This window comes from Streptomyces fuscichromogenes (assembly GCF_014645815.1).
GTDB classification, from domain to species: Bacteria; Actinomycetota; Actinomycetes; order Streptomycetales; family Streptomycetaceae; genus Streptomyces; species Streptomyces fuscichromogenes.
On sequence record NZ_BMML01000006.1, the window covers coordinates 360183 to 386769 of the forward strand.

20 protein-coding genes and 1 pseudogene are annotated in these 26587 nt (G+C 71.9%); 9 read left to right on the plus strand and 12 right to left on the minus strand.

All coding sequences use genetic code 11. From position 1 onward, the window contains the following. Positions 1–18: 18 nt before the first annotated feature. The 3 genes from grpE to IEZ11_RS15775 form a co-directional block, all read right to left on the minus strand. On the minus strand, positions 19–675 hold the full coding sequence (gene grpE / locus IEZ11_RS15765; RefSeq protein WP_189263349.1) for a nucleotide exchange factor GrpE: 657 nt from the start codon (positions 673–675) through the stop codon (positions 19–21). Continuing rightward, the gene (gene dnaK, locus IEZ11_RS15770) at positions 672–2507 is read right to left on the minus strand and encodes a molecular chaperone DnaK (RefSeq protein ID WP_189263350.1); all 1836 of its coding nucleotides are present in this window, start codon (positions 2505–2507) and stop codon (positions 672–674) included. The genes grpE and dnaK overlap by 4 nt, the downstream gene beginning before the upstream one ends. Before the next feature lie 94 nt (positions 2508–2601). Continuing rightward, on the minus strand, positions 2602–3621 hold the full coding sequence (locus IEZ11_RS15775) for an MraY family glycosyltransferase (RefSeq protein ID WP_189263351.1): 1020 nt from the start codon (positions 3619–3621) through the stop codon (positions 2602–2604). A 200-nt stretch (positions 3622–3821) separates the two neighbouring features. On the opposite strand from IEZ11_RS15775, the gene IEZ11_RS15780 reads away from it, so the two are divergent. Together IEZ11_RS15780 and IEZ11_RS15785 are read left to right on the plus strand one after the other, a co-directional pair. After that, complete coding sequence (locus IEZ11_RS15780) at positions 3822–6089, plus strand: (Fe-S)-binding protein (RefSeq protein ID WP_189263352.1); 2268 nt, start codon at positions 3822–3824, stop codon at positions 6087–6089. Between the two features lie 288 nt (positions 6090–6377). Next, positions 6378–7658: pseudogene (locus tag IEZ11_RS15785) on the plus strand (hypothetical protein); the annotation flags it as partial. On the opposite strand, the gene IEZ11_RS50805 reads toward IEZ11_RS15785, so the two are convergent. Continuing rightward, positions 7559–8617: an MBL fold metallo-hydrolase gene (locus IEZ11_RS50805; protein ID WP_373294909.1), complete on the minus strand. Its 1059-nt coding sequence runs from the start codon at positions 8615–8617 to the stop codon at positions 7559–7561. The pseudogene IEZ11_RS15785 and the gene IEZ11_RS50805 sit on opposite strands and share 100 nt — an antisense overlap. A 103-nt stretch (positions 8618–8720) precedes the next feature. On the opposite strand from IEZ11_RS50805, the gene IEZ11_RS15790 reads away from it, so the two are divergent. Further along, positions 8721–9650 carry an AraC family transcriptional regulator gene (locus IEZ11_RS15790; RefSeq protein WP_189263353.1) on the plus strand — a complete coding sequence of 310 codons (930 nt, stop codon included), beginning with the start codon at positions 8721–8723 and terminating at the stop codon, positions 9648–9650. Positions 9651–9659: 9 nt separating this feature from the next. Here IEZ11_RS15790 and IEZ11_RS15795 read toward each other — a convergent pair whose 3' ends face one another. Next, a complete protein-coding gene (locus IEZ11_RS15795; protein ID WP_373294910.1) occupies positions 9660–10754 on the minus strand; it encodes a sugar ABC transporter substrate-binding protein in 1095 nt (364 codons plus the stop codon). A 495-nt stretch (positions 10755–11249) separates the two neighbouring features. Here IEZ11_RS15795 and IEZ11_RS15800 point away from each other — a divergent pair, with 495 nt between their 5' ends. Continuing rightward, positions 11250–12290, plus strand: coding sequence for a LacI family DNA-binding transcriptional regulator (locus IEZ11_RS15800; protein ID WP_189263355.1), 1041 nt, complete (start codon positions 11250–11252; stop codon positions 12288–12290). A 212-nt stretch (positions 12291–12502) separates the two neighbouring features. Here the strand turns inward: IEZ11_RS15800 and IEZ11_RS15805 are convergent, their stop codons facing one another. Further along, on the minus strand, positions 12503–13843 hold the full coding sequence (locus tag IEZ11_RS15805) for a S53 family peptidase (protein ID WP_189263356.1): 1341 nt from the start codon (positions 13841–13843) through the stop codon (positions 12503–12505). A 296-nt stretch (positions 13844–14139) separates the two neighbouring features. On the opposite strand from IEZ11_RS15805, the gene IEZ11_RS15810 reads away from it, so the two are divergent. Both IEZ11_RS15810 and IEZ11_RS15815 read left to right on the plus strand, forming a co-directional pair. After that, a complete protein-coding gene (locus IEZ11_RS15810) occupies positions 14140–15462 on the plus strand; it encodes a phosphatase PAP2 family protein (protein WP_189263357.1) in 1323 nt (440 codons plus the stop codon). A gap of 88 nt (positions 15463–15550) precedes the next feature. Further along, entirely contained in the window at positions 15551–16177 is a 627-nt protein-coding gene (locus tag IEZ11_RS15815; RefSeq protein WP_189263358.1) for a GntR family transcriptional regulator, read from the plus strand. Here IEZ11_RS15815 and IEZ11_RS15820 read toward each other — a convergent pair. Further along, positions 16174–16530 (minus strand): cupin domain-containing protein, encoded by a 357-nt coding sequence (locus IEZ11_RS15820; protein ID WP_189263359.1) that lies wholly within the window; start codon positions 16528–16530, stop codon positions 16174–16176. The two genes, IEZ11_RS15815 and IEZ11_RS15820, sit on opposite strands and share 4 nt — an antisense overlap. 260 nt (positions 16531–16790) lie before the next feature. Between IEZ11_RS15820 and IEZ11_RS15825 the strand changes: the two genes are divergently transcribed. Next, positions 16791–17477 carry a DUF2848 domain-containing protein gene (locus IEZ11_RS15825; protein ID WP_189263360.1) on the plus strand — a complete coding sequence of 229 codons (687 nt, stop codon included), beginning with the start codon at positions 16791–16793 and terminating at the stop codon, positions 17475–17477. A gap of 27 nt (positions 17478–17504) precedes the next feature. On the opposite strand, the gene IEZ11_RS15830 is transcribed toward IEZ11_RS15825, so the two are convergent. Together IEZ11_RS15830 and IEZ11_RS15835 are read right to left on the minus strand one after the other, a co-directional pair. Continuing rightward, on the minus strand, positions 17505–20270 hold the full coding sequence (locus tag IEZ11_RS15830) for a SpoIIE family protein phosphatase (protein ID WP_189263361.1): 2766 nt from the start codon (positions 20268–20270) through the stop codon (positions 17505–17507). A 310-nt stretch (positions 20271–20580) separates the two neighbouring features. Next, positions 20581–22107 (minus strand): helix-turn-helix domain-containing protein, encoded by a 1527-nt coding sequence (locus IEZ11_RS15835; protein WP_189263362.1) that lies wholly within the window; start codon positions 22105–22107, stop codon positions 20581–20583. Between the two features lie 186 nt (positions 22108–22293). Here IEZ11_RS15835 and IEZ11_RS15840 point away from each other — a divergent pair, with 186 nt between their 5' ends. Then, entirely contained in the window at positions 22294–22992 is a 699-nt protein-coding gene (locus tag IEZ11_RS15840; protein WP_189263363.1) for a DUF4232 domain-containing protein, read from the plus strand. Positions 22993–22996: 4 nt separating this feature from the next. On the opposite strand, the gene IEZ11_RS15845 is transcribed toward IEZ11_RS15840, so the two are convergent. Continuing rightward, a complete protein-coding gene (locus IEZ11_RS15845) occupies positions 22997–23788 on the minus strand; it encodes a bestrophin-like domain (protein WP_189263364.1) in 792 nt (263 codons plus the stop codon). Positions 23789–24030: 242 nt separating this feature from the next. On the opposite strand from IEZ11_RS15845, the gene IEZ11_RS15850 reads away from it, so the two are divergent. Continuing rightward, complete coding sequence (locus IEZ11_RS15850) at positions 24031–24990, plus strand: FUSC family protein (RefSeq protein WP_189263365.1); 960 nt, start codon at positions 24031–24033, stop codon at positions 24988–24990. Positions 24991–25128: 138 nt separating this feature from the next. Here IEZ11_RS15850 and IEZ11_RS15855 read toward each other — a convergent pair whose 3' ends face one another. Further along, entirely contained in the window at positions 25129–25284 is a 156-nt protein-coding gene (locus tag IEZ11_RS15855) for a DUF6131 family protein (RefSeq protein WP_189263366.1), read from the minus strand. A 102-nt stretch (positions 25285–25386) separates the two neighbouring features. Then, entirely contained in the window at positions 25387–26520 is a 1134-nt protein-coding gene (locus tag IEZ11_RS15860; RefSeq protein WP_189263367.1) for an endonuclease/exonuclease/phosphatase family protein, read from the minus strand. Positions 26521–26587: the final 67 nt, after the last annotated feature.

A 26587-nucleotide genomic window follows, 5' to 3' on the forward strand; every position in this document is an offset into this window, starting at 1 on the left:
CGCTCGGTACTTATTACGTCAGCCCTCCTCAGGGCCGTTGTCCTTCTCGTCGCCCGCCGCGGGGGCCTCTTCGGTCCCCTCGGCCTTCACCGCGGTCGCCCCCGGCTGCGGTTCGGCGACCGCCACCCGCGCGGGGCGGATGGTGCGCTCGCCGATGCGATACCCGGGCTGCAGAATCGCCACGCACGTCGTCTCGGTGACGTCCGGCGCGTAGCTGTGCATCAGCGCCTCGTGGATCGTCGGGTCGAAGGGCTCGCCCTCCTTGCCGAACTGCTGCAGGCCCATCTTCGCCGCGACCGTCTCCAGCGACTCGGCCACCGACTTGAAACCGCCGACCAGTTCGCCGTGTTCCCGGGCCCGGCCGATGTCGTCGAGCACCGGCAGGAGTTCGGTCAGGAGGTTCGCGATGGCGATCTCCCGGACCGTGATCCGGTCGCGCTCCACCCGTCGGCGGTAGTTCTGGTACTCGGCCTGGAGGCGCTGGAGGTCCGTGGTGCGCTCGCCGAGCGCGGTGCGTACCTGGTCCAGCTGGGCCGTCAGGCCGGCCAGCTGTGCGCTTGAGTCCCCGGCCGGGGCCGCCCCCGGTGCGGGAGCGGCCTTCGGCGCGGCGTCGTCGGGGGTGGCGCCGGAGGGGACGTCGGGCTTCTCCTCGAAGCCCGGGGTCTCCTCCGTCACGCGGCACCGTCCTTGCGCTCGTCGTCGACGATCTCGGCGTCCACCACGTCGTCGGCGGCGTCACCGGCGGGGGCACCGCCGGCGGCGGCCTGCCCGGCCTGGGCGTCGGCGTACATGGCCTGGCCCAGCTTCTGGGAGACGGCCGCGACCTTCTCGGTGGCGGTGCGGATCTCGGCGGTGTCCTCGCCCTTGAGCGTCTCCTTCAGCTCGGCGATGGACTCCTCGACCTCGGTCTTGATCTCGCCCGGGACCTTGTCCTCGTTGTCCTTGAGGAACTTCTCGGTCTGGTAGACGAGCTGCTCGCCCTGGTTGCGGGTCTCGGCGGCCTCGCGGCGGCGGTGGTCCTCCTCCGCGTACTGCTCGGCCTCCTGGCGCATCCGGTCGACCTCGTCCTTCGGCAGCGAGGAGCCGCCGGTGACGGTCATCTTCTGCTCCTTGCCCGTGCCCAGGTCCTTCGCGGTCACGTGCATGATGCCGTTGGCGTCGATGTCGAAGGCGACCTCGATCTGCGGGACACCGCGCGGGGCCGGCGGCAGACCGGTCAGCTCGAACATGCCGAGCTTCTTGTTGTACGCCGCGATCTCGCGCTCGCCCTGGTAGACCTGGATCTGGACGGAGGGCTGGTTGTCCTCGGCGGTGGTGAAGATCTCGGACCGCTTGGTCGGGATCGTCGTGTTCCGCTCGATGAGCTTGGTCATGATGCCGCCCTTGGTCTCGATACCGAGGGACAGCGGGGTCACGTCGAGGAGCAGGACGTCCTTGACCTCACCCTTGAGGACACCGGCCTGGAGAGCGGCGCCGATGGCGACGACCTCGTCCGGGTTGACGCCCTTGTTGGCGTCCTTGCCGCCGGTCAGCTCCTTGACGAGCTCGGCGACGGCGGGCATCCGGGTGGAACCGCCGACGAGGACGACGTGGTCGATCTCGCCGAGCTGGATGCCGGCGTCCTTGATGACGTTGTGGAACGGCGTCTTGCAGCGCTCCAGGAGGTCCGCGGTCAGCTGCTGGAACTGGGCGCGGGTGAGCTTCTCGTCGAGGTGCAGGGGACCCTCGGCGGAGGCGGTGATGTAGGGCAGGTTGATCGAGGTCTCCGTGGAGGACGACAGCTCGATCTTGGCCTTCTCGGCGGCCTCGCGGAGGCGCTGGAGGGCCATCTTGTCCTTGCCGAGGTCCACGCCGTGGCCGGCCGCGAACTGCTTGACCAGGTAGTCGACGACGCGCTGGTCCCAGTCGTCACCACCGAGGTGGTTGTCGCCGTTGGTGGCCTTCACCTCGACGACGCCGTCGCCGATCTCCAGGAGGGACACGTCGAAGGTGCCGCCACCGAGGTCGAAGACGAGGATCGTCTGGTCGTCCTTGTCGAGGCCGTACGCCAGCGCGGCGGCGGTGGGCTCGTTCACGATGCGCAGGACGTTCAGACCGGCGATCTCGCCGGCCTCCTTCGTCGCCTGACGCTCGGAGTCGTTGAAGTAGGCCGGGACGGTGATGACCGCGTCGGTCACCTTCTCGCCCAGGTAGGCCTCGGCATCCCGCTTCAGCTTCTGCAGGATGAACGCGGAGATCTGCTGGGGGTTGAAGTCCTTCCCGTCCAGCTGGATCTTCCAGTCGGTGCCCATGTGACGCTTCACGGACCGGATCGTCCGGTCCACGTTGGTGACCGCCTGGCGCTTGGCGACCTCGCCGACCAGAACCTCGCCGTTCTTCGCGAAGGCGACGACGGACGGCGTGGTCCGGGCACCCTCGGCGTTGGTGATGACGGTGGGCTCGCCGCCTTCAAGAACGCTGACGACCGAGTTAGTCGTGCCCAGGTCGATGCCGACCGCACGTGCCATGGTGATTTCCTCCAGCTGACTTGAGTGGAACGGACTCAAGTGTGCATCAAGCCTGGCCCTGGGTCAACAGACCTGAGCGAGTGAGACTCAAGTCTTATCCGCTCCTTACACGCAAGTGCCCGCTGACCTGCGATGATTCCAGGCTCCTGGGCCCGTACACCGGGACCCGAAGGAGCAGCAGGACGACGCCGAGGGTGACGCAGGCGACGCAGGTGGCGCCGGTGCGGCCCACCCAGCCGCCGTGCACGAGCACCCCGACGAGCACCCCGGCGAAGGATCCGGCACCGAGGACGACGGTCGCCCGCTGCGAGGTGAGCCCGAGGCGCCGCAGCCGGTGCGCGAGATGGTCGGGCCCGCGCCGCAGCACCGGCCGCCCGGCGAGGAGCCGCGACAGCACGACGAGCAGCACGTCGGCGCTCGCGACGGCGGTGAGCGCGAACAGCACGCCCGCGCTCGCCACCGGATCGTGCCCGGTCCGGGTCACCAGCGCGGCCGCGGCCAGCACGAACCCGGCGAACAGCGAGCCGCCGGCACCGAGGGCGATCCGCGCGGGATGCCAGTTGTGCATCAGGAACCCGGTGAGCGCGGCCGCGAGCACGCTGAGCAGCACGGCGAGCCCGTCCATCACCTCGGCGGCGGCACAGGCCCCGACCCCGAAGGCGGTCACCACCCCGACGGTCCCGGCGAGCCCGTCCGCGTGGTCGAGCCCCTTGAAGGCGACGGCGACGAAGGCGATCCAGCCCGCCCCGAGCAGCCCGCCGACGACCCCGAACTCGTCGTACGGCACGACGCACGCGGCCGCCACCGCCGTACCGAGCAGCAGGAACCGCGTCTTCAGCCGCCACACGTCGGCGACCAGCCCGAGCAGCGCCACGGCCCCTCCGGCGGCCACCAGCTCCCCGACGCCGGTACCGAGCGGGGCGACCCCGGTCCAGTCACCCGCGCACGCGACCAGGCAGGTGGCACCGACCACGGCGAGGCCGCCGAGCGCGGGCACCCGGCGGGCCCGCCTGCGGTCGACGAGGCCGAGCCGGAGGGCACCGGGCCGGATGAGCGCGGCGAGGACGGCGGCGAGCAGGAAGGCGGTGGTGGCGGCGGCGATCCCGTAGAGCACAGGTCCAAATTAGACCTGAATGTAACAATTCTGTACGAATAACACGATCAGGTTGTGGGGCCGCGACAGAGGCAGGCCTCAGCGATCCAGATCACTCCGCACCTGGCTACAGTGCGAGTAAAGATGCGGGTAGTCTCAGACGGACTGCATAAGTTACCGCTTAGTAATTTCGAGAGACCTCGCAGGCCCGAGGAGCCCCCATGCAACTCGCCGCGATCATCGTGTCGCTGGTTCTGATCGTGGTCGGCGTGGCGTTGTTCGCCCGCGCCGTCCTACAGATCTACAACTTCCTGCGGCTCGGCCAGAACGTGCCCGCCGGGACCCGCACCGACGAGCCCGCGCAGCGGACCGTCACGGTGGTCAGGGAGTTCCTCGGCCACACCCGGATGAACCGCTGGGGCATCGTGGGCGTGGCGCACTGGTTCGTCGCGGTCGGCTTCTTCTCGCTCCTGCTGACGATCGTCAACGCCGTCGGCCAGCTGTTCCAGGCCGACTGGATCCTGCCGGTCATCGGTGACTGGGCGCCGTACAACATGTTCGTCGAGTTCATCGGCACCATGACGGTCCTCGGCATCCTCGTGCTGATCGTCATCCGCCAGCTGAGCAAGCCGAACCGGCCGGGCCGCAAGTCCCGCTTCGCCGGCTCCAACTTCGGCCAGGCCTACTTCGTCGAGACGGTCATCCTGATCGTCGGCGTCTGCATCTTCACGCTGCACGCCCTGGAGGGCGCCCAGCACCACGTGGACACCTACGAGGCGTCGTTCTTCATCTCGTACCCGGTGGTGTCCTGGTTCCGGGGCATGGACGTCTCCACGCTCCAGAACCTCACCTACTTCTTCGCCGGCCTGAAGATCGCGACCTCGTTCATCTGGATGATCGTGGTCGCCCTGAAGACCGACATGGGTGTCGCCTGGCACCGCTTCCTGGCCTTCCCGAACATCTGGTTCAAGCGGAACGCGACCGGCGAGACCTCGCTGGGCGCCCTGCTCCCGATGACCTCCGGCGGCAAGCCGATCGACTTCACCGACCCCGGTGACGACGACGTCTTCGGCGTCTCCCAGGTCGAGCAGTTCTCCTGGAAGGGCCTGCTCGACTTCTCCACCTGCACCGAGTGCGGCCGCTGCCAGTCGCAGTGCCCCGCCTGGAACACCGGCAAGCCCCTCTCCCCCAAGCTGCTGATCATGTCGCTGCGGGACAACGCGCACGCCAAGGCGCCGTACCTGCTCGCGGGCGGCGGCAAGACCGCGGAGGGCGAGGAGAAGGGCTCCGAGGAGCAGCTGGCCGGCGTCCCCGCCGCCGCCCTCGCGGAGGCCGAGCGGCCGCTGATCGGCACCGCCGAGGAGAACGGCGTCATCGACCCGGACGTGCTGTGGTCCTGCACCACCTGCGGTGCCTGTGTCGAGCAGTGCCCCGTCGACATCGAGCACGTCGACCACATCGTCGACATGCGCCGCTACCAGGTCATGATCGAGTCCGCGTTCCCGTCCGAGGCGGGCACGATGCTCAAGAACCTGGAGAAGAAGGGCAACCCCTGGGGCCTGGCGAAGAAGCAGCGCCTGGAATGGCTCAAGGAGGTCGACTTCGAGGTCCCGGTCGTCGGCAAGGACATCGAGGACCTCACCGAGGTCGAGTACCTGTACTGGGTGGGCTGCGCGGGCTCCCTGGAGGACCGCGCCAAGAAGACCACCAAGGCCTTCGCCGAGCTGCTGCACATCGCGGGCGTCAAGTTCGCGATCATGGGCGGCGACGAGAAGTGCACCGGCGACTCCGCCCGCCGCCTCGGCAACGAGCCCCTGTTCCAGGAGCTCGGCATGGAGAACGTGGCCGCGCTGAACATGGCGTTCGGCGAGGACGACGAGGACGAGTCGACGAAGAAGCCCAGGTCGGCCAAGAAGATCGTCGCCACCTGCCCGCACTGCCTCAACACCATCGGCAACGAGTACCCGCAGCTCGGCGGCGACTACGAGGTCATCCACCACACCCAGCTGCTCCAGCACCTGGTGGACGAGGGCAAGCTGGTCCCGGTCACCCCGGTCGAGGGCATCATCACCTACCACGACCCCTGCTACCTGGGCCGCCACAACAAGATCTACACGCCCCCGCGCGAGATCATCGCCAGCGTCCCGGGCCTCCGGAACGAGGAGATGCACCGCCACAAGGAGCGCGGCTTCTGCTGCGGCGCCGGTGGTGCGCGGATGTGGATGGAGGAGCGGATCGGCAAGCGCATCAACAACGAGCGCGTCGACGAGGCCCTGTCGGTGAACCCCGACATCGTCTCCACCGCCTGCCCGTTCTGCCTGGTCATGCTCACCGACTCGGTCAACGGCAAGAAGAACGATGGCAAGGCCAAGGAGTCCATCCAGGTGGTGGACGTGGCCCAGCTGCTCCTCGACTCGGTCCGCACCCCGGTCGACCCGGAGGACGCGGCGGAGACGGAGCCCGCTCCGGAGCCGGAGCCGGTGAAGTAACCCGCGCGAACACGGAACGCCCCCCGACCCTCTGCGGGCCGGGGGGCGTTCCGGTTTCCCAGGACCGTCGCCCCGCCGACCGCCGAACCCGCCGCGGACCGGCGGTCGGCCGTACGCGAAGGCGGCGAGCGGCTGCCCGGCGGCGGCCGTCCGCCTCCCGTCCGGGGCGCTTCCGTCCGGCGCCGCGGCGCGGTCCCGCGCGTCGTGACCCGGACGGCCCCCCTCTGCTCGCGCAGGTGCTCCGTGGCGGTTCGGCTGGAGGAGGACCGGAGCGATCTGGAGGTACGGGTGACGGAGGACAGCGCGCACGCGGACGGGGAGGCCGGCCGGTCCGACGACGTCCGGGAGCTGCGGGCCCGGGTCGCCGCCCTGGAGAGCGAACGGGCCCGGCCGCCCCGGCACCGCACCAGGAGCTTCCTCGCGGTCGTCCTGATCATCCTCGGGTGTCTGCTCGCCCCGCTCTCCGTGGTCGCCTCGTGGGCGGCCGACGAGGTGGGCGACACCGACCGCTACGTCAGCACGGTCGCGCCGCTCGCCTCGGACCCCGACGTGCAGAACGCCGTCGCCAACCGGGCCACCGACGCGCTCATGAGCCACCTGGACCTGCCCGCCCTGCTCGCCGACGTGGCCCCCGCCGACCGGCCCCGGCTCCAGCAGGCGCTGGGCGGCAGACTCGGCGACGCGCTCGAAGGGGCCGTACGCAGCTTCGTCCACGACAAGGCCCGCCAGGTCGCCGCGTCCGACGCGTTCCGGACCGTCTGGACCGACGCCAACCGCCGGATCCACAGCAGCCTCGACAAGGCGCTCACCGGCAGCGGCGGCGGCGCGGTGCAGCTGACCGGGGACACCGTCACCCTCGACGTCGGGCCCCTCGTGGACCAGGTCAAGCAGCGGCTCGTCGACGCCGGTCTGACCCCCGCCGAGCACATCCCCGCCGTGCACACCGACTTCACCCTCGCCCGGTCCGACCAGGTCGGCAAGGTCAGGAACTATGTACGGCTGCTGCAGCTCGCCGGGAACTGGCTGCCCGTGCTGGCCCTGCTGCTGGTCGCCGCCGGGGTACTGCTCGCGGTCCGGCGGCGCCGGGCCCTGGTGACGGCCTGCCTCGGGGTCGCCGTCACCACCGGGCTGCTCGGCATCGGCCTGCGCGTGTTCCGGGTGTTCTACCTGGACCGGCTGCCCGCGAGCGTCTCCCCGGGCGCGGCGGCCGCCGTCTACGACGCGCTGACCCACTTCCTGCGCACCGGCGTGCGCATGGTCGTGGCCCTGGGCGTCGTCGTCGCCCTGGCCGCCTGGCTCACCGGCCCCGGCCGGTACGCCGGACTGGTCCGGGGCCTGTGGACGTCCGGGATCGGCGCGGTACGCGGCACCGCCGACCACGCCGGCCTGCGCACCGGCCCGGTCGGCCCCTTCGTACGCCGGTACCGCGGCTGGATCAACTGGATCCTGGTGGCCGTGGCGGTACTGGTCTACCTGCTGTGGTCCTTCCCCACCGGCTGGGTGGTGATCGGCATCGCCCTGTGCCTGCTGTTCGCCCTGGCCGTGACCGAGTTCCTGGCGGCGCCCCCGCCACCGGGTGTGGCGGCCGGGTAGGGGGTGAGGGTGAAGGTGCCGGCCCTCTTGTGGACCTGTACGGCCCCCGGTCCGCCGAAGTGCGCGGGGAGGACCAGTTCGCGGTTGGCGGCGGCCCGGTCGAGGATCCGGCGGCGGCCGGCCGCCGCCTGTGCGGGGTCCAGGCAGAAGCAGCTGTTCCAGTGCGGGTGGAGGATCTGTACCGGGCTGTGCAGCAGGTCGCCGACGAAGACCGCGCGGTCGTCGCCCGACGCGAGCCTGAGCACCGAGGAGCCGGGGGTGTGGCCGGGCGCCGGCTCCAGGGTGAGGTGGTCGTCTATGCGGTGGGCATCGCTCCACAGGACGACCTGGCCGGCCCGGTGCAGCGGCGCGATGCTGTCCTCGTAGACCAGCCGGTCGTCCTCCGTCACCCCGTTCCCGTACCCGTTCCGCGGCCCGAAGTGGAAGTCGTCGGCGGCCGGGACGAGGTACCGGGCGTTGGGGAAGGCGGGCGCCCAGCCGCCCTCGACGGCGACCGTGTTCCCGCCGACGTGATCGGCGTGCACATGGGTGTTGACGACGACGTCGACGTCCTGCGGCCGCACCCCGGCCCCGGCCAGCAGCCCGAGGTAGTCGCCCTGCCGCCGGTGGAACCCCGGCATGCCGGGCCGCTCGCGCCCCTCGCCCACCGAGGTGTCGACCAGCACGGTCCGCCCGCCGCTGCGCAGCACCCAGGTGCCGAGCGCGACCACCGCCCGGTCGGTCGCCGGGTCCCAGTGGTCCGGCGCCAGCCAGTCCGCGTTGTCCGTCCAGACCTCCGCGCTCGACCGCGGCACGAGGGTACGGGCCGGTGCGAACGGCCCCTGCCACTCGACGACCCGGAGGACCTCGACCTCCCCCAGCACGAGGCGGTGCACATGGCTCTCGCCCGGGTTGCCTCGGGCGCTTTCGATGTTTCGGGAATTCTCGTTCGCCATGGAATCGACCCTAGGGAGCACCGGGTGAGCGCCTCAATGCCCGCCGGGCTCAACGGAATACGCGTACGGCTCATGACTGAGCGCGGTGGGGTAGCCTGCCGCCGTGGATGTGCTGAGCGACGCGGTCGCGGCCGTCAGGATCGGCCGGCCCTCGTCCAACCGGGTCCGGGTGAGCGGCAGTTGGTGCGCACGGCTGGCTCCCTACGAGGGCGCGGGCTTCCACGTCGTACTGCAGGGGACCTGCTGGCTGCTGCCCGACGGCGGGACCCCCGTCGCGCTGGGCACCGGCGACGCGGTGCTGCTCCCGCACGGCACGGGGCATGTGCTCGCCGACTCCCCCGCCGACGCGGCGGCCGTGCGGCGCGCGGTGCCGTTCGAGGACTGGGCGGGGGCCGAGGCGCCGGACGACCGGACCGCGTTCGGCGGGGTGGAGCTGCTGTGCGGCAAGTACCGGCTCGACCGCGGCCGCGCCCACCCGCTCATGGCGGAGCTGCCGGTGGCCGTCCACCTGCCCAACCGGGTCGGCAGCCACCCCGAACTCCGGTCGGCCATCGACCTGTTGGGCCGGGAGCTGGACGCGCGGCGGCCCGGGTCCGGCACGGTGCTCCCCGGTCTGCTGGACCTGCTGTTCGTCTACCTGATCCGGTCCTGGATGGCCGAGGGTTCGACCGGTGCCTGGCCGGCCGTGCTGACCGATCCGGTCACCGCCGCCGCGCTGCGCGCGCTGCACGCGGCCCCGGCGGCCGCCTGGACCAACGACCGCCTGGCCACCGAGGTGGGCGTCTCCCGCCCGACCCTGGCCCGCCGGTTCACCGGCCTGGTGGGCCGGGCACCGATGGCGTACCTCACCTGGTGGCGCCTGACCCTCGCCGCCACCCTGCTCCGTGACACCGAGGAACCGCTGGCCGCCGTCGCCCGCCGCGTCGGCTACGGCACCCCGTACGCCCTCTCGCACGCCTTCAAGCGGGAGTTCGGGGCGACTCCGGGGCGGTTCCGCGCCGAGCTGCGGGACCGTCCGGGCCCGACGGCCTGACCGGCGGAGTTACTTGAGCCCGATCGCGGCGCACGCCGACCGGTACTTCGGGGTGCAGATGTCGGCGACGGTGTAGACGCCGTCCTCGATCACCGTGTCCCTGATGTTGTCCTTCGTGAGGGCGACCACCGGCACGAGCGTCGCGGGGATGTCCTTCCGGGTCGGGCTGTCGACCTTGTCCTGGGTCAGCGCGTCGTACTGGATGTCACGGCCCTGCACCTTGTACACCGCCATCTCCGCGGCGTCGGTGGCCTCTTCGAGGAACGACTTGTACACGGTCATGTACTGCTCGCCCGAGACGACCCGCTGCACCGCGTCCAGGTTCGCGTCCTGCCCGGTCACCGGCGGGATCGTGGTGGCGCCCGCCCCCTTCAGCGCGTCTATGACGGCTCCGGCCATACCGTCGTTGGCCGAGTAGACGGCGGCGATGTTGCTCAGGCCGACGGCCCGGATCGCCTTCTTCATGTTCGCCCCGGCGGCCGCGGGCGACCACTTGGCGGTGTCGTACTGCTCGGCGATGCGGACCTTGTCCTTGAGTTCGCCGAGGGCGCCCTCCTTGAAACTCGCGGTGTTCGGGTCCGCGGGATCGCCGTTCATCATGACGATCTCGCTGCTCGCCGCCCTGCTGCCGAGCGCCTCCAGAAGGGCACGGCCCTGCACCTCGCCGACGAGTTCGTTGTCGTGGGAGACGTAGGCGTCGATCGGGCCCTGCGCGAGGCGGTCGTAGGCGATGACGGGGATGCCGGCCTCCTTCGCCCTCCTGACGTCCGGCGCGATGGCCGCGGCGTCCAGCGCGTCCACCACGATGATGTCGACCTTCCTGGACACCATCGCGCGGAACTGCCGGCTCTGCTTCTCCTGGCTCGCCTCGGCGTTGGCGTAGTCGACCTTGCCCTTGCCGTGCGTGAGCGCGGCGACCTCCTTCTTGAAGATGGGGTGGTCGAAGGCCTCGAAGCGGGCCGTGTCCCGGTCGGGCAGGAGCAGCCCGACCGTGATGCCGTCGCCCTTCTTCGGGGCCGCGGAGTCACCGCTCCCGCCGATGCCGTCGACGACCCCGCACGCGGTGAGCGTGAGGGCGGACGCGGAGGCGGCCAGGGTCGTCACGAGGCGGGGCAAGGGGGTCCCGCGGGGGGTAGGAACGCTCACATCAGGCGCCTTCCGAGTGGGGGGAGCATCATGCGCAACCGATGGTGTGAAGGAAGCAAACGCGTAGCGACGGGGTACGTCAAGACGTCAGGACAACACGGCTGTCGGAGCATGCCGGACCGGCTGCCCCGAGGGGTGCGGCCCACCGGTGGTTCTCCCAGTTCAGGCCGGTGAAAAGGGAGTTCACGGGGCCGGCGGACCGTGCGCCGCGGACCGGCCGGGGCCCGCGGGCGGGCAACAGGTTCTCTACGTCCTGGACTTCACGCCCTCCGCAGGACCTTCGCAGCACCTTCGCGATCTTCACCTTCTTCGCTGTCGCTACTCCTCGGTACGGTCGCCGGCGCATGACGGCCACGCTTCTTAAATCGCTTTAAGAACTGCTACCATCAATGGCCTCACAGGCAGCTGAGACAGAGGCCTCGCCTCGGTCGTCACGAATCCGCGGGAGATCGTGTGCACGAGTCCGGCTCCGCCGTCCCGGCGGGCGGCACCGGCGGGTCGCCGGCGCGCCCCCGGCTGGAGGACGTCGCCGCCCGCGTCGGTCTCTCGACGGCCTCGGTGTCCCTGGTGCTGCGGGGCGTGCCCGGCCCCAGCGAGCGCACCCGGCAGCGGGTCCTGAAGGCGGCCGCCGAGCTCGGCTACCGCCCCGACCGCACCGCCAGCGCCCTCGCCAGCAGGCGCAGCCGGCTGCTCGGCGTCATGGTCGATGTGCACAGCCCCTTCCACGCCGAGCTGGTCGAGCATCTGCACACCGCCGCCGAGGAGGTCGGCTACGACCTCGTCCTGAGCGCCCTGACCAGGACCCGGGACGAGAACACGGCCGTCGAGACGCTCCTCGCGTTCCGCTGCGAGGCGCTGATCCTGCTCGGCCCGGTCGCCCCCGCCGCCACCCTCGCCGAACTGGACCGCAAGGCGCCTGTCGTCAGCGTGGGCCGCCGGATCGCCGGCGCCCCGCTGGACGTCGTCCGCACCGCCGACGACGACGGCGTCGGCCAGACCGTCGACCACCTGGTGGGCCTCGGGCACCGCGCGATCGCCTACGTCGACGGCGGCAAGGGCGTCATCGCCACCGACCGGCGCGGCGGCTACCGGGACGCCATGCGCCGGCACGGCCTCCACGAGCACGTCCACGTCCTGCGCGGCGGCAGCACCGAGGAGACCGGCGAGCAGACGGGCCGGCGCCTCCTCGACGACGGCCCGCTGCCCACCGCCGTCGTGGCGTACAACGACCAGAGTGCCATCGGCCTGCTGACCGTCTTCCGCTCGGCCGGGGTGGAGGTGCCCGGCACCGTCTCCGTCGCCGGGTACGACGACGACACCCTGTCCCGGCTGAGCTGCTTCAACCTCACCACCGTCAGCCAGAACGCCCGCGAGCAGGCCCGTCAGGCGGTGACGACCGCCGTGGAACGCCTCGACGGCGGCCGCACCGAGCCCCGCGAGACCGTCCTCGCACCCACACTGATCGTCCGGGGGACCACGACACGGGCGCGCTGAACCTGCGGTGCGGGGGCTCGGGGGGTCGGGGCCCGGCAGCCCGAACACTCGGGGACTCGGGGGCTCGGGGGCTCGGGGACTCGGGGGGCAGGGGGGCGGCAGCTTGAGTGCTCGGCGGCCCGGGGGGCGTCGTGGAGGGGGCGGTGTTGTTTTTCCGGTGGGGTACGGGCAACGGCCCGGGGCGGGCCCGGGCCGTTGGACGTGCGGTGGGGCTACTGCTTGGCGAGGGCCGGGACGAAGCGCAGGGCGTCCACGGTGCCGACGCCGGTGGCGAGGTCGTAGCCGTTGACGGCCTGGTAGCCGGTCACGCCCTCGTAGGTGTTGTTCGTGCCGTCGTTGACGTCCACGATGCCGTTGCTCTTGGCGTGGTGGGCGGCGAGGTCGTACAGGGCCTGCTGGATGTTGCCCAGCCGGTGGCCGGCCGCCTGGTCGGCGAGGGCGACGATGCCCGAGAAGAGCGGGGTGGCCTCGCTGGTGCCGCCGCTGACGTCCCAGCCGACGGCGGTCGGGTCGAAGCTGGAGTAGATCCAGGCGCCGCCGTTGACCGCCGCGGACATCGAGATGTCCGGGGTGCCGCGGCGGGTGCCGACCACCTTCTTCACGCCGTTCTGGAAGGACGGCCGGGTGAAGACGTGCGACTGGCCGCCACCGCCGGAGCCGTAGTCGTTGTACACGCTGTCCGGCTTGACGCGGTTGCCCTTGTCGTCCAGGTGGAGCTGGGTGCCGCCGATCGAGGTGACCAACGGGTCCGAGGACGGCCAGGAGTTGACGCGCTTCTTGTAGTACGTCTTGCCGTCCGCCTGGAGGTCGGTCGCGCCGCCGTCACCGGAGGCGGCGAGCACGGTGACGTGCTTGCGGTTCGCGTCCTGGAAGGCGTACCGCAGCTTCTTGATGCTGGAGAAGTCGCCCTTGGCGAAGCCGGGGAAGGTGTTCTCGGTGGCGCCGAAACTCTGGCTGATGACGTCGCCGACCCCGTGGTCGATCAGGTACTTCTCGGCGTTCATCATCTCCGGAAGGCCGGTGGTGCCCTCGGTCTCGGAGACCGCCGTCTCGACCACGACGATCTTCGCGCCGGGCGCCACCGCGTGCGCCATCTCGACGTCCAGGGTGGTCTCGCCGGCCCAGCCCGTCATGTCGGAGTTCTTGGGGTCGAAGGCGGGCACGTGCCCCCACTTGACGACCTTCACCGTGGTGCTCGGCAGCCCGAACTGCTTGCTGTAGACGTCGAGGTCGTGCTGGACGGTCGGGGAACCGTACGAGTCGACGATGACGATGGTGCGCCCCTTGCCCGTGACGCCCTTGCGGTACAGCGCGTTCAGGTCGTACGCGGTGCGGTACTGGAGCGGGGTGTAGCAGTTGATCTGCCACTTGGCCTGGCACTGCGCGTTGGAGAGCGGGCTGCTCACGCCGTGCACCAGGGTGTGCCCGACGACGGCCGGTACCGCGAAGGTGTGCGGTACGGCGGTGGGCGCGGCGGCCGTCAGCGCGGTGGCCGCGAGGGCGGCGACGGACGCGGCTGCCGCGACGCCCCGCCCGGTACGGGCTATGTGCATGAATCCCCCTGTGGTTCGGAGTCTCACGAAGTGGTCTCGGTCTCCGAGGAGATCTCGACGTGGTCTTCGCGCATCCCATCGAACGGGTCATGCACAGATCAAGTACGTTGAACGGACGATGCCGAACCCTTTACCCCGCGTTATCCCACGGTTGACCGCCCCGCCGCGGAGGACAAGGCTGGAACCCGGGCCGCGGACTTTCCGTCTCCCTTTGTCGAACAGGACGCCAACTCACCCGCAACCTCACACAAATCGGCCGGACCTTGAGAAGACACACACCGCTCAGACTCTGGGCCGTGGCGGCTGCCACGGCCTTCGCGTTCCTCGTCGCACTGGAGGTCGCCGCACGGCACTACGGCCTGCCGGGGCCGATCACCAACCAGGCGAGAGAGGTGATATGCCCCCCCAAGTCAGGCTTTCTGCTGTACGCGGGCCTGGCGTTGACGATGGTGGTGCTCACCTGGCGGGAGCGGTTCATCGCCCTCGGCGCCGCCGTCGCCGTCGACCTCGGCTTCGCGACGGTCCGTTGGGCGCTCGGTGTCGAGGCGACCCGCGGCCAGCCGTTCGGCAACGGCGCGTTGTGGGTGATACTCGGCTGCGCCGTCGTCGCCGTGACCCGCCGCACCGGCCACGAACGCGTCCTGCTGCTGAAGGGCGTCGGGCTGGGCCTGCTGCTGGTGACCGGCCGCAAGACCGGCGACGCCTGGCTGCTCATCACCTCGAAGACCCGCCCGATGGTGCTCGACCAGTACGTGGCCACCGCCGACCACGCGCTGGGCAACCCGTCCTGGCTGGCGGGCCGGATCGTCACGGCCGGCGGCCCGATCGGCTTCAACCTTCTCGACGTCGTCTACGGCCAGCTCGCCGTGGCCGCGGTCGCCGTCGCGCTGTACCAACTGCGCGGCGTGGCGGCCGAACGCCGCTTTCCGCGCCACCATCTCGTGCGCACCTTCCTGGTGATCGGCCTGCTCGGGCCCGCCGTCTACATGATCTTCCCGGTGGTCGGACCGGTCTTCGCCTACGGCACCGGCGCCGAGCACTGGGCCTCGGTCAGCCTCTGGCCGGAGCGGCCGCCGCACGGCGGACACTGGCCGTCGCCCGACCTGTGGCCGCGCAGGGTCCCGCCGATGCGCGCCCCGCGCCCCATCCGCTACGACGGGTTCACCCCGCGCAACTGCATGCCCAGCCTGCACACGGCATGGGCCACCACGATCTTCGTGCACTCCCGGCAGGCTCCCCGGGCGCTGCGCTGGGCGGGCGCGTTCTGGCTGGTCGCCACGCTCACCGCGACGCTGGGCTTCGGCTACCACTACGGCGCGGATCTCATCGCCGGGGTGGTGTTCGCGCTCACGGTCGAGGCGGCGCTGCGCACCCTCGACCGCGACTGGGACCCGGCGGGCGTCCGGCTGGTCGCCCACGGTACGGCGGTCTTCGCCGCGCTCCTGGTCTGCTACCGCTGGCTGCCGCTGGAGATGGCCACGCGCCCCTGGCTGTCCGGACCGCTCCTGCTGCTGGCGATGGCCTCGGTGGTCTACGACTACCTGCGCACCGTCAAGCGCTGGGAACCGAGCCCCGAGCCGACGGCACGACACCCGGCGCCCCTGCCCGAACTCATCTGAACCCGGAGCATCCGGCCCGCGGAGAGCGGGCCGGATGCGTGGTAGCGTCCGTTGGTATACAGGCTGTATACGAGAGCTGGGGGCCACCGTGACGTCCGGTCGGGAGAAGGCGTACGCGTACCTCAAGGACACGGTGCTGACGGATCCCGGCATGCAGGGCGCCTTCCTGTCGGAGCAGGAGCTCGCGGACCGGGTCGGCGTCTCCCGCACGCCCGTCCGGGAAGCGCTGCTGCAACTCGCGGCCGAGGACCTGGTCGAGCTGGTGCCCAAGCGGGGCGCCCGGGTGTCGCCGCTGACGGGACGCGAGATCCGCGAGCTCATGGAGCTGCGGGGCATCGTCGAGCGGTACGCCGCCCAGCAGCTCGTCGGCGCGGGCGGGGCGCCGCCGGCGGAGCTGCGGTCCCTGCTGGCACGGCAGCGCGAACTCACCGGCGCCGACCAGGCCCGGGAGTTCATCGCCGTGGACCACCGCTTCCACGCGGCCCTGGTGTCCGCCGTCGGCAACACCCTCCTCGACCGGCACTACGACGGCCTGCGAGGCCGCCAGGTCCGTGCCGGGGCGGTCGCCCTCTTCAACCGGCAGGGCCGCCAGGAGGCGGTGCTCAAGGAGCACGAGGCCATCCTGGACGCCCTGGAGACCGGTGACGCACAGGCCGCGTGCACCGCCATCGACCACCACCTGGAGTCGACGCTCAAGGTGCTGCTCGCGGGCTAGGGGCGGGCGGAGGCCTCGGGGTAGGTGATCACGAGCATGGTGACGCCGTCCTGGGTGGTCCAGGGGCCGTGCGGCATGCCGGGTGGGCGGCAGGCGTACATGCCGGCGGTGAAGGTGCGGCCGAGGGTCAGGTCGTGCAGCGCGCCCTCGACGAGGTAGACCTCCTCCCAGAAGTCGTGGCGGGTCACGCCGTCCGCCGAGGTGTCGGTGCCCGGCGCCCAGCGGACCAGCGCCGTACGGGATCCGCGTGCGGGGTCGTCGGCCAGGACGCGCTCCTCGACCCCCGGGCCGGCGCCGGGCGGGGTCCGCCACGGGCCGTCGGGGAGGTGGAACTCCAGCTCCGGCTTGCTCACCGCCGCACCACCTCCGGGCACCCGTCCTTCGCGTCGCCGCGTGCGGCGCCCCTCGCCATGCCAGGCATGTACTGCCCTCCTCGCTCGTGCTTGGCCGTGCTTGGACGTCCTTGGACGTCCTTGGACGTCCGTACTCGATACCGCTCGATCCCGCTCGATCCTGCTCGATCCTGCTCGATCGCGGACATCGACCTTTCGGCATACTTCTTGTATACAGGTCGTATGCGCAAGCCCCGCGCGAGAACTTCACCGGAGTGCCCATGGCCCTGCTGACCTTCGAACTGCCCGACGGCTCGACACGCGAGGTCGACGTCGTCCAGGTCCTGAACGCCGGGTACGCCGGGCGCCGCCAGGAGGACGTTGCCGCGCATGTCGCGGAGCTCGCCGAGCTCGGCGTGCCCGGACCGGCCGTGACGCCCGCCCTCTACCCCCTCGCCCCCTACCTCGCCCAGCAGACCGACCGTGTCCACGCGCAGCACGGGCACACCTCCGGCGAGGCGGAGTGGGCGCTGGTCGTGGCGGACGGCGGGGAGCTGCTGCTGACGGCCGCCTGCGACCACACCGACCGCGACCTGGAGGCGCTCGGCGTGGCCTGGAGCAAGAACGCGGGACCGGACGTCCTCGCCCGGCGTGCCTGGCGCCTGGCCGACGTGGAGTCCCGCGTCGACGACCTCACCCTGCGCGCCTGGGTCACCCACGGCGACACCCGGACCGAGATCCAGCACGGCGCCCTCGCCGAACTCCTCGCCCCCGCCTACTGGATCGACGTGCTGCGTGCCCGCGGCGCGCTCACCCCCGGCACCGTCCTGGTCTCCGGCACCATCCCGATGGCTCCCGGCGTCGACCAGTTCGGCGACGGCTGGAGCGTGGAACTGGCCGACCCCGCCACCGGGGACACGATCCGGCTGCACTACGACGTCCGGCCCCTGCCGGCGCCCATCGGCTGAGGCCGAGGCGGCGTCGGCCGACGCCGCTCACAGCTGGGTGGAGAGCCGTTGCTCGGTCCAGATGACCTTTCCGTCGTCGGTGTAGCGGGTTCCCCAGCGGTCGGCGAACTGGGCCACCAGGAAGAGCCCGCGGCCGCCCTCGTCCATGGTGGTGGCCCGGCGCAGGTGCGGAGAGACGCTGCTGCCGTCGGACACCTCGCAGATGAGGCTGCGGTCCCGGATCAGCCGCACACCGACGGGGCCCGTCGCATGCCGGATGGCGTTGGTGACCAGCTCGCTGAGGATCAGCTCCAGGGTGAACGCCTCCTCCTCCAGCCCCCAGTCGTGCAGCAGCTCGGTGGCCGCGGCCCGGACACCGGCGACCGCCGAGGGTTCGGACGGCACGGTCCAGGACGCGGTGTGCTTGTCGTCCAGCACCCGGGTACGGGCGACGATCAGGGCCACGTCGTCGCGGGGCGCCCTGGGCACCATGGCGTCGATCGCCGCGCGGCACATCTGCTCCGGCGTGCGCCCCGGCACCGCCAGGGCCCGGCGCAGGCGCTCGATGCCCTCGTCGATGTCCTCCCGCCGGTCCTCGATCAGGCCGTCGGTGAAGAGCGCGATGCCGCTGCCCTCGGGCAGCACCACCTCGCTCCGCTCGTAGGGCATGCCGCCCAGTCCGAGCGGCGGGCCGGCCGGCGTTCCGGGCAGGTGGGCGTGGCCGTCCGGGGGCACGATGATGGGTTCCAGGTGGCCGGCCCTGGCCATGGTGCAGAGCCGGGACACCGGGTCGTAGATCGCGTACAGGCAGGTGGCGCCCGTGAGCGTCGGGGTTCCGCCGTTGCCGTCCCGGTCCTGGTCGATGCGGGTGACCAGCTCGTCCAGGTGCCAGAGGAGTTCGTCGGGCGGCAGGTCGAGCGTCGAGAAGTTGTGCACGGCCGTGCGCAGTTGGCCCATGGTGGCGGCGGCGTGCAGTCCGTGCCCCACGACGTCGCCCACCACGATCGCGACGCGCGCCCCGGGCAGCGGTATGACGTCGAACCAGTCGCCCCCGACGCCGCCGGGTCCCGCCCCCGCCGGAAGATAGCGGTGCGCCACGTCGACCGCGTTCTGTTCCGGCAGGGCGTGCGGCAGCAGGCTTCGCTGGAGCGTGACCGCCATGGTGCGCTCCCGCGTGAAGCGGCGTGCGTTGTCGATGCTGATCGCCGCGCGGGCGACCAGCTCCTCGGCGAGCGAGAGGTCCTCCCCGGTGAAGGAGGTCGGCTCCTTGGAGCGCCAGAAGGTCACCACCCCGAGGACGGCTCCGCGGGACCGCAGCGGAGCGGCGATCATGGAGTGGATGCCGTAGGCCACCAGTTGCCGGGCCCGTTCGGGGTCCTGGGCCTGCCAGCCGGTGAAGGCCGCCATGTCGGCCTCCAGCACCATCCGCCCGGAACCGAAGCCCTCGCCCTGCGGGGTGAAGGGGTCGAAGTGGATGAGCGCACCGGGCGGGTAGAGCGGTACGCCCGGCCGGATGCCGTGCAGGGTCACTCTGCGCAGCTCCGCCGCGTTCACCCCGTCCGGTTCCTCGCCGCGCAGCACGGCGTCGGTCAGGTCGACGGTGACGTAGTCGGCGAACCTGGGTACCGCGAACTCCGCCAGTTCCGCCGCGGTGTGGCGCACGTCGAGGGTGGTGCCGATGCGCAGTCCGGCGTCGTACAGCAGCCTGAGCCGCTCCTGGACCACCTCGATCCGGCCCATCAGCGCGCTGAGCTCGGTCGTGTCCCGCAGGGTGGCGACCCAGCCGCCCGGTCCACGCGGTCCAGGTGCTTCGGGTGATCCGGGTGATCCGGGTGATCCGGGCAGCCCGGACGGTCCCGGTGGGTCGGGCGGTCCCGGTGGGTCGGGCGGTTCGGGTGGGCGGTCCGTGGGGCGCTGGCTGACGGCCAGCAGCCGGTCGCCGACCTCGATCACCTCGTCCGTGGTCGCCCGGCCGGAGGCGAGCAGCCGTTCGGCCGCCGGGGCGATCCCCAGGTCCGTGACGGGCCGGCCGTCCACCTCCGCCGTGAGCCCCAGCAGGCGCCGGGCCTCGTCGTTGGCCAGGAGCAGGCGGCCGTGCGGATCGACGATGAGGACGCCTTCGCGTACCGAGTGCAGAACGGCGTCGTGATGCTCGTACATGCGCGTCATCTGCACCGGCCCCAGGCCGTGCGTCTGGCGGCCCAGCCGTCTGCCGACGAGCGCCGTGCCGGCGGTGGCGGCCGCGAGCGCCACCCCGGTGCCCGCCAGGACGAGCGGCGCCTGCCGGCCGGCCGCGAGGCTCACCTGGTGGACGGTGATGCCCGCGGAGACCAGCCCGACCACCGTGCCCTGGGCGGAGATCACGGGCACGACGGTGCGCACGGAGGGCCCCAGGGTCCCGGTCGTCGTCTCGGTGACGACGCCGCCGCGCTGCGCCGCCGCGATGCTGCCGATGTAGCGGCGGCCGATCTGGGCGGGGTTCGGATGGGTGTAGCGGATGCCCTTGGGGCTCATCACGACGACGAAGTCCACGTGCGAGCGTTTACGGGTCTCCTCCGCCAACTGCTGGAGCACGGCGGTGGGATGCGTACCGGCCAGCTCCTGTCGCACGGTGGGGTCCGAGGCGACGGCGGAGGCCACCGCGAGAGTGCGGTTGCGGGCCTCCCGTTCGGCGTCGGCCCGCGACTGGAGCAGGAGGGCGGCGACCGCCGTCGCCCCGAGAACCAGGACGACTCCGACCTGCAGAAGGAACATCTGGCCGGCAACGCTGCGTATCCCGTACCAGGACCGCACCCGCCGGAGCAGTTGGTGCATACGGCTCATATAACACCAAACACCCACGACTACATCACCCCTGGACGGCATCCGCTCGCGCCACCGGGGCACTCCGCATCCGGCCGCGTACGGCACGTGAGCACGGCCCGTCAACACGGCCCGGTGGCGTGGGCCGTCCGTTCGGGAGGGTGGGGGTGAGCTACCAGACCGCCTGGCGGTGAGTGAAGGACGGGAAGACGCCCGTCCCTGTTCGTCAGGCGCCGTCCGGGAGGTGGCTGAGCGACAGCGCCGTGATGCGACGCGCCGTCGCCGACGGCAGCAAGCAGACCCCGGCACAGCGGGGCTGACGTCAGCCGCCCTCCCGGGCGATCCACTCGCTGCCGCCCAGCGGGTAGTCGTAGCCCGGTCGGCCCTCGTCGGCGCTGGTGCGGAACGCGGTGCCCGCGTTGTCGACGCGGACGGTGCCGTGGCGGCTCCCGCTGGACCAGTCCAGGGTGAGGTCCCAGCGGACGTCGTGCGCCTTGGTACGGGCGAAGACGTAGAAGACCTCCGGGTCGGACTCGCTGACCTTGTACGGGAAGTCACGCTGGCCGTTCTTGGCGGTGACCGTGGGGCTGCCGTTGTCGAGGTCGATGTCGAACGACTTGGTCCCGACGCCACCGCCGCAGCCGACGCCCATCGAGTAGTCGTTCCAGGCCAGCGGCGCGCCCTTGCTGAGCACGCGCACGTGCAACGCCTCCAGGACGACGGTCTCCGCGCCGGTGCCCTGGACGGTGAGGGCGATCTCCTGTTCGCCCGAGGAGACCGCCCCGTAGGCCGCGGCCCAGCGCGGGGCGTCCTGCTCGTTCGCGGGCGGGCCGACCTGTGCGGGCTCGCTGTCGACGAGGAAGTGCTGGCTGCACGGGTCGTCGTAGACGTAGGGCCGCGTGTTCACGGTGAGCGGGACGGCGGTACCGGCCCCGCCCCCCGCGCTCCCGGCCCCGGTGTTCGGCGAGTCGGTGGGGGTGGCGGAGGCGGAACCGGACGGCCGGTGTCCCGTCGCGCTCGGGGACGAGGACGAGGACGGCGATGACGACGAGGCGGCGGACGTCCTCCCGACATCCGCCGCACCGGTGATCACGGCGGTGTCACCGGCCGCCCGCCGGCCACCCGCGCCACCGCCCGGCAGGTTCACGGCGAGTACGACGGCCCCCAGGACGGCGGCCGCCGCGACGGAGACGATCAGCACGGTACGCCGCCGAGGCTGCGCCGCCGTGGGCCCGCGCGGCATGTCGACGACAGCGGGGACCACAGAGGCTGCCAGTGCTCCCGATGCTGCCGGTGCTGCTGGGACCACTGATCCCGCCGGGGCCGCCGCCGCTACCGGCCCTCCCGGCCCCACCGGGACCGCCGCGGCCTCCGGGACCGCCGGACTTTCCGGCCCCACCGGACCTCCCGGCCCCACCGGGCCCCCCGGACCTCCCGGGACCCCCGGCCCCACCGAGCCTCCCGGCCCCGCCGGACCTCCCGGGGTCGCCAGGCCCCCAGGGCCTCCCGGGACCGCCGGGTCGCCGGTCTCGGGCTCGTTCTTCTTCTCTCCGTCGGGTCGCTGCGGTGCGGGGTGGTCCGCTCGGCTTCCTCGGGTGGCGTCCGCGAGGATCCAGCGTCGGTGGAGTTCCACCAGTTCCTGCTGTGTCGCCCGGCAGAGCCGTGCGAGGCGCTCCACCGGGGCGTAGTCGACGGGCACCGCCGTGCCGTTGCAGTAGCGGTGCAGGGTCGACGTACTCATGTGCAGCCGCTTGGCCAGCGCCCCGTAGCTCAGTCCCGAGCGGTCCTTGAGCTCCCGCAGCAGCAGCGCGAACGCCTCCGTCGCGTCGGCCCCTGTTGCCCCTGACACCCGTTTCCCGTCCCCTCACGTTCCAGTCGCGCGTTCCAGGGCCACCACATCCTCCCTGGCCAGAGCGCATTTTCGCGTTCCGGTGTCCCCAACTGCCCGCCGTGGCTGGCAGTTGGGACAGATCGCCTCGCAGGCTTCGGTCATCCAATCACCACCGCCACCCGAACACCGAAGGGGCACAGCCACATGTCCGACCTCCGCGCCTCCCGCACCTCCCGCACCCGTCTCGTCGGCGCCGCCACGACCGTCGTACTCGCCGCGTTGTCCCTGACCGCGTGCTCCGAGGGCACGGGCGTCCGCGCCGAGGAGGTCGCCACGGCCGGCACCCCGGCCACGCACTCCTCCTCCCCCTCCCCCGTCTCGTCCGCGGCCTCGTCCTCGTCCTCCGTGTCGGGCACCTCCACCCCCGCTTCCGCGGCCGGCACCTCCGCGTCGAAGACGCCCGCCGCGGCCGGCCGGCCGGTCACCTGCGAGGGGTCCGTCACCAGGACGGTCGCGGCCCCGCTGACCCGCCCCGTGAACCACATGCTCCTCACGGTGACCAACACCGGCAGCAGGAGCTGCTACCTCTACGGCTACCCGGCCGTCCGCTTCGGCGAGGCGCAGGCCGTGCCCCCGGTCATCGGGGACTCGAAGCCGCAGGCGGTCGTCACGCTCGCGCCGGGTGAGTCCGGCTACGCCTCGGTGAACCTGTCCGCCACCGACGGCAGCGGCACGCACGGCCACACCGTGAAGTCGCTGACCGTCTACTTCCAGGGCCGCTCCGGCAACGAGAGCGTCGGCACGGGCGCGCACCCGTCGCTGCCCGCGCAGGGTCTCTACGTGGACGACTCGCTCAAGGTCACCTACTGGCAGCAGTCGATGGACGACGCCGTCGGCTGGTGACGGCTCACCGGGTCCAGTACTGGGCGAGGGCGCCTTCCCGGTACGGGGCGGGGCTGACGCTCAGGTCGCCGGCGAAGGGGCGGTCCAGGACGAAGACCAGGAGCAGGCTGAAGCCGACGAGCCCGGCGACCGAGGCCACGAACAGGATCTGGACTCTCAGTTTGCGCATGCCGTAGAGGAACGTGAGCGGGACCAGGACCAGGGCGCCGCCGACGGCCAGGATCTGGAGCAGCACGGGCAGTTCCTGGCGGGCCATGGTGATGCGGGCGCGGCGCTGGGAGGCGACGTCGTCGAGATGGCTGACGGTCTGCTCGTAGAAGACCTGCTCCTGCTCGGTCTTCGGGGCGTACGTCTGCAACACGTGGAAGGCGGACCGGAGATGGGTCTCGGTGGCCCCGTAGCTGGGGTGCCCCGCGCGCATCCGCGGCCACTGGTCCTCGACGACCGCGTGCACGTAGCCGCTCATGGCGGAGTCGAGACGGGACCGCACCACCGCCGGGAACGCGGCGGCATCGCGGGTGATGAGCGCCGCGTCGGTGGCCTCGGAGGCGACGATGGTCTGGGTCTCCTCCAGTTGCGTCCACAGCGTGACGATCACGAACGCGAGGATGATCCCGTAGATGGCGCCGAACATCCCCAGCGTCACCCCGACCATGTCGTTGTGCTCCCCGCCGGCCAGCGACGGGTACCTGCGCCGCAGCAGCACACTGCCGGTGACGGCCAGGAGGACGGTGCCGCCGACGGTGACGACGGCCAGCATGAACGTGCTGAAATGGTTGAGCAGCCACAGCGACATGTGCGTGGAGTCTAGGCCGGACAGAGCAGCCCAAAATCACGCGTTCAGCGGCAACTACACCTATAAGGGTAGAAGTTCACGCCTTCGAGTGAGAGCCCCGTCTTCCCGGGCAGCACGCCCTGTGCCACCCACGGCGCACCCGGGGTGTCGAGCGTGTGGTGTGTGGCTATGTTGGGCGGGTGACGGGTGTTGCCCCGTGGGGGCAGGTGTGTCGCAGGGTTCGGGTGCAGGGGCCGGCGGCGTTGCGGATTCTGGTGATCGCGGTGCTCTGCTGGCAGACCGCCCTGTGGGCCGGTGCCGATCAGCCGCCGGTGTTCGCCGCCATCGTTCCGCTGCTGAGCCTGCGCGGCGACTCCGCCTCCTCCCTGGTGGCCCTGTTGCTGAGGATCCTCGGCGTGATGGCCGGCGTGGCGCTGGGCGTCACCATGGTCAGCCTCTTCCGGCCGACCACCCTGGTGCTCGCCGTCGTGATGGCGCTGGCCCTGCTCTGCGGGACCGTCATCAGCTCCGGTACGACCCTGAATGTGCAGGTCGCGGTGACCTCGCTGCTGGTCTTCGCCAATCCCTCGCCGGAGGCGTACGGCTTCGCCCGGTTGTGGGAGAACGCGCTGGGGGGTGCCGTGACCGCCGTCCTCGCTCCGTTGCTCTGGCCGCGCGACCCCTGCCGGGAGGCGGCGACGCTGGCGCGGGAGTGTGCGGCCGGCCTGGCGGAGGGCCTCGTACGGAGCACGCGCGCGATCGGGTCAGCGGACGCGGCGGGCGCCAACCGGACGGCGGCGCGGGCGGAGGCGGACCGGCTGCGCCGCTACGGCACGCAGGCCCGGGAGGCGGAGCAGGCGATGCGGTTCAATCCGCTGCGCCGGCGCCACCGCGCCGAGGTGACCGAACTGGGCGACCGGATCGACCGCGCCGTCCGGGCGGTGCCGCATCTCCTCGCCCTGGCCGCCGAGGTCGAGTTCTTCAGCGTGCGCGACGGGCCCGCCCCGGCTCTCTCCCGGGCCCGGACAGCTCTTCTCCCGGTCGCCGAGGCCACCGGGCGCGCCCTGGAGTCGGTCCTCGCGGGGCGGGACCCGCGCACGGACACGGACACCGCGCGCGCCGCACTGGCCCGGTACGCGAGGCAGGACCCGGAGCCGATGGGAGTGGTGCTCCGCAGGCCGTTCACCAGGATCCTCGACCTCTGCGACGACTCCCGGAGCTGAGCGGAGCCCGGTGCCGTACGCCGGTGACACCACGCCCACCGGCTACCGCTTCCGGGCACGGCTCACCTTCGCGAAGTGCGGGCCTTCGTCCGTGACTGAAGTGCGGGCCTTCGTCCGTGACTTCGGGGCGGGTCCCGCTCACCAGTAGTGGCGTCGGCCGGCGACCGCGTGCCCCGTGGAGCCCATGATCCAGAAGACCGCGCCGACCACGAGCAGGATGATGCCCAGAGTCCACAGGATCGATATGCCCATGACGAATCCGATGACGAGCAGGATGATGCCGATGGCGATCATGACTGTCCCTCCTGCCTTTCCGTCTGCCTTTCCATGACCTCTGTTCGTCTCCCGGGTTCCCCGAAGCGGCGGGGTCATGCCGGACCCGGCGGGGCCCGGCGCTCACCAGCTGATCCGGGCCGCCACCGGCAGGTGGTCGCTGCCGGTGGCGGGCAGCACCCACGAGCTCCGCGGCCGCACCCCGCGGACCAGGATCTGGTCGATCCGCGCCACCGGGAACCCGGCCGGCCAGCTGAAGCCGAAGCCGTCCCCGGCCACGTCCTGCGCCGACCGCAGCCGCGCGGCGAGGCCGGCGAACACCCGGTCGTCCATGGTGCCGTTGAGGTCGCCGAGCAGCACCACCCGCTCGTCGGGCTCGGCGGCGACGGCCGCGGCGAGCGCCTTCGCGCCGCGGTCCCGGCTCTCCGTCCAGAACCCGCCGCCGGGAAGCAGGCGTACGGACCCCAGATGGGCCACGTACACCGCGAGCGGCCCGTGGCGGGTGGTCACCGTGGTGCGCAGCGCCCGGTTGTAGGCCAGCTTGACGGCGGCCGGCCTGGTGGCCGCGAGCGGCCCGTAGTCCGTCTCGATGTCGACCGGCCGGGTGTCCGACAGCGGCAGCCTGCTCCACAGCCCGACCGTGCCCAGCACCGCGTGGTAGCGGTACGCCTTCGCCAGCCCCTTCTCGTACAGCGGTTCGGCCTGCGGGGTGAGCTCCTCCAGCGCCAGCAGGTCCGCCCCGGAGGCGGCCAGGTCGCGGGCGGTGCCCGCCGGGTCGGGGTTGCCCGCGTCCACGTTGTGGCTGACCAGCGTGAGGTCGCCGCCCGGACGGGACCTGTCGCCGAGCAGCCCGCCGAAGAGGCTCAGCCACACCGTGACCGGCAGCACCAGCGCGGCCGCCGCCGCGGCGGAGCGCCGCCACAGCGCCCCGGCCAGCAGTACCGGGACGAACAGGCCGAACCACGGCAGGAAGGTCTCCACCAGGCTGCCGAGGCCCGCGAGGTCGGTGATCCACGCGTGCAGCAGCATGAGCAGGCCGAGCAGCAGCGCCGACGCCGTGAGCAGCGGCCCGCGCTTCCAGGGCCCGGACCGGGTACCGGCCCGGACCGCCCGGCCCAGGCGCGCCCGCCAGGCGGTGCCCGGACCACCGGGGTTCGGGCGGACGGGGCCGCCCGTCGCGGTCTCCGCCGGGTGCGGCCGCCGGGCCCTCGGGGTCCGGGTGGGCGTCGTACCCGCCGGTCGTGGGGATCGATGCATACCGTCAGCCAAGGCGGCGCCGTGTTGCCGGCGCGTATGCGGATTTCGATACGCCGGCGATACGTAC

Bases quoted from the DNA above. Each gene is read 5' to 3' on its own strand.
- dnaK (WP_189263350.1), bottom strand. From the start codon at position 2,507: ATGGCACGTGCGGTCGGCATCGACCTGGGCACGACTAACTCGGTCGTC.
- IEZ11_RS15780 (WP_189263352.1), top strand. From the start codon at position 3,822: ATGCAACTCGCCGCGATCATCGTGTCGCTGGTTCTGATCGTGGTCGGC.
- IEZ11_RS50805 (WP_373294909.1), bottom strand. From the start codon at position 8,617: ATGGCGAACGAGAATTCCCGAAACATCGAAAGCGCCCGAGGCAACCCG.
- IEZ11_RS15805 (WP_189263356.1), bottom strand. From the start codon at position 13,843: ATGCACATAGCCCGTACCGGGCGGGGCGTCGCGGCAGCCGCGTCCGTC.
- IEZ11_RS15825 (WP_189263360.1), top strand. From the start codon at position 16,791: ATGGCCCTGCTGACCTTCGAACTGCCCGACGGCTCGACACGCGAGGTC.
- IEZ11_RS15830 (WP_189263361.1), bottom strand. From the start codon at position 20,270: ATGCACCAACTGCTCCGGCGGGTGCGGTCCTGGTACGGGATACGCAGC.
- IEZ11_RS15840 (WP_189263363.1), top strand. From the start codon at position 22,294: ATGTCCGACCTCCGCGCCTCCCGCACCTCCCGCACCCGTCTCGTCGGC.
- IEZ11_RS15845 (WP_189263364.1), bottom strand. From the start codon at position 23,788: ATGTCGCTGTGGCTGCTCAACCATTTCAGCACGTTCATGCTGGCCGTC.
- IEZ11_RS15855 (WP_189263366.1), bottom strand. From the start codon at position 25,284: ATGATCGCCATCGGCATCATCCTGCTCGTCATCGGATTCGTCATGGGC.
- IEZ11_RS15860 (WP_189263367.1), bottom strand. From the start codon at position 26,520: ATGCATCGATCCCCACGACCGGCGGGTACGACGCCCACCCGGACCCCG.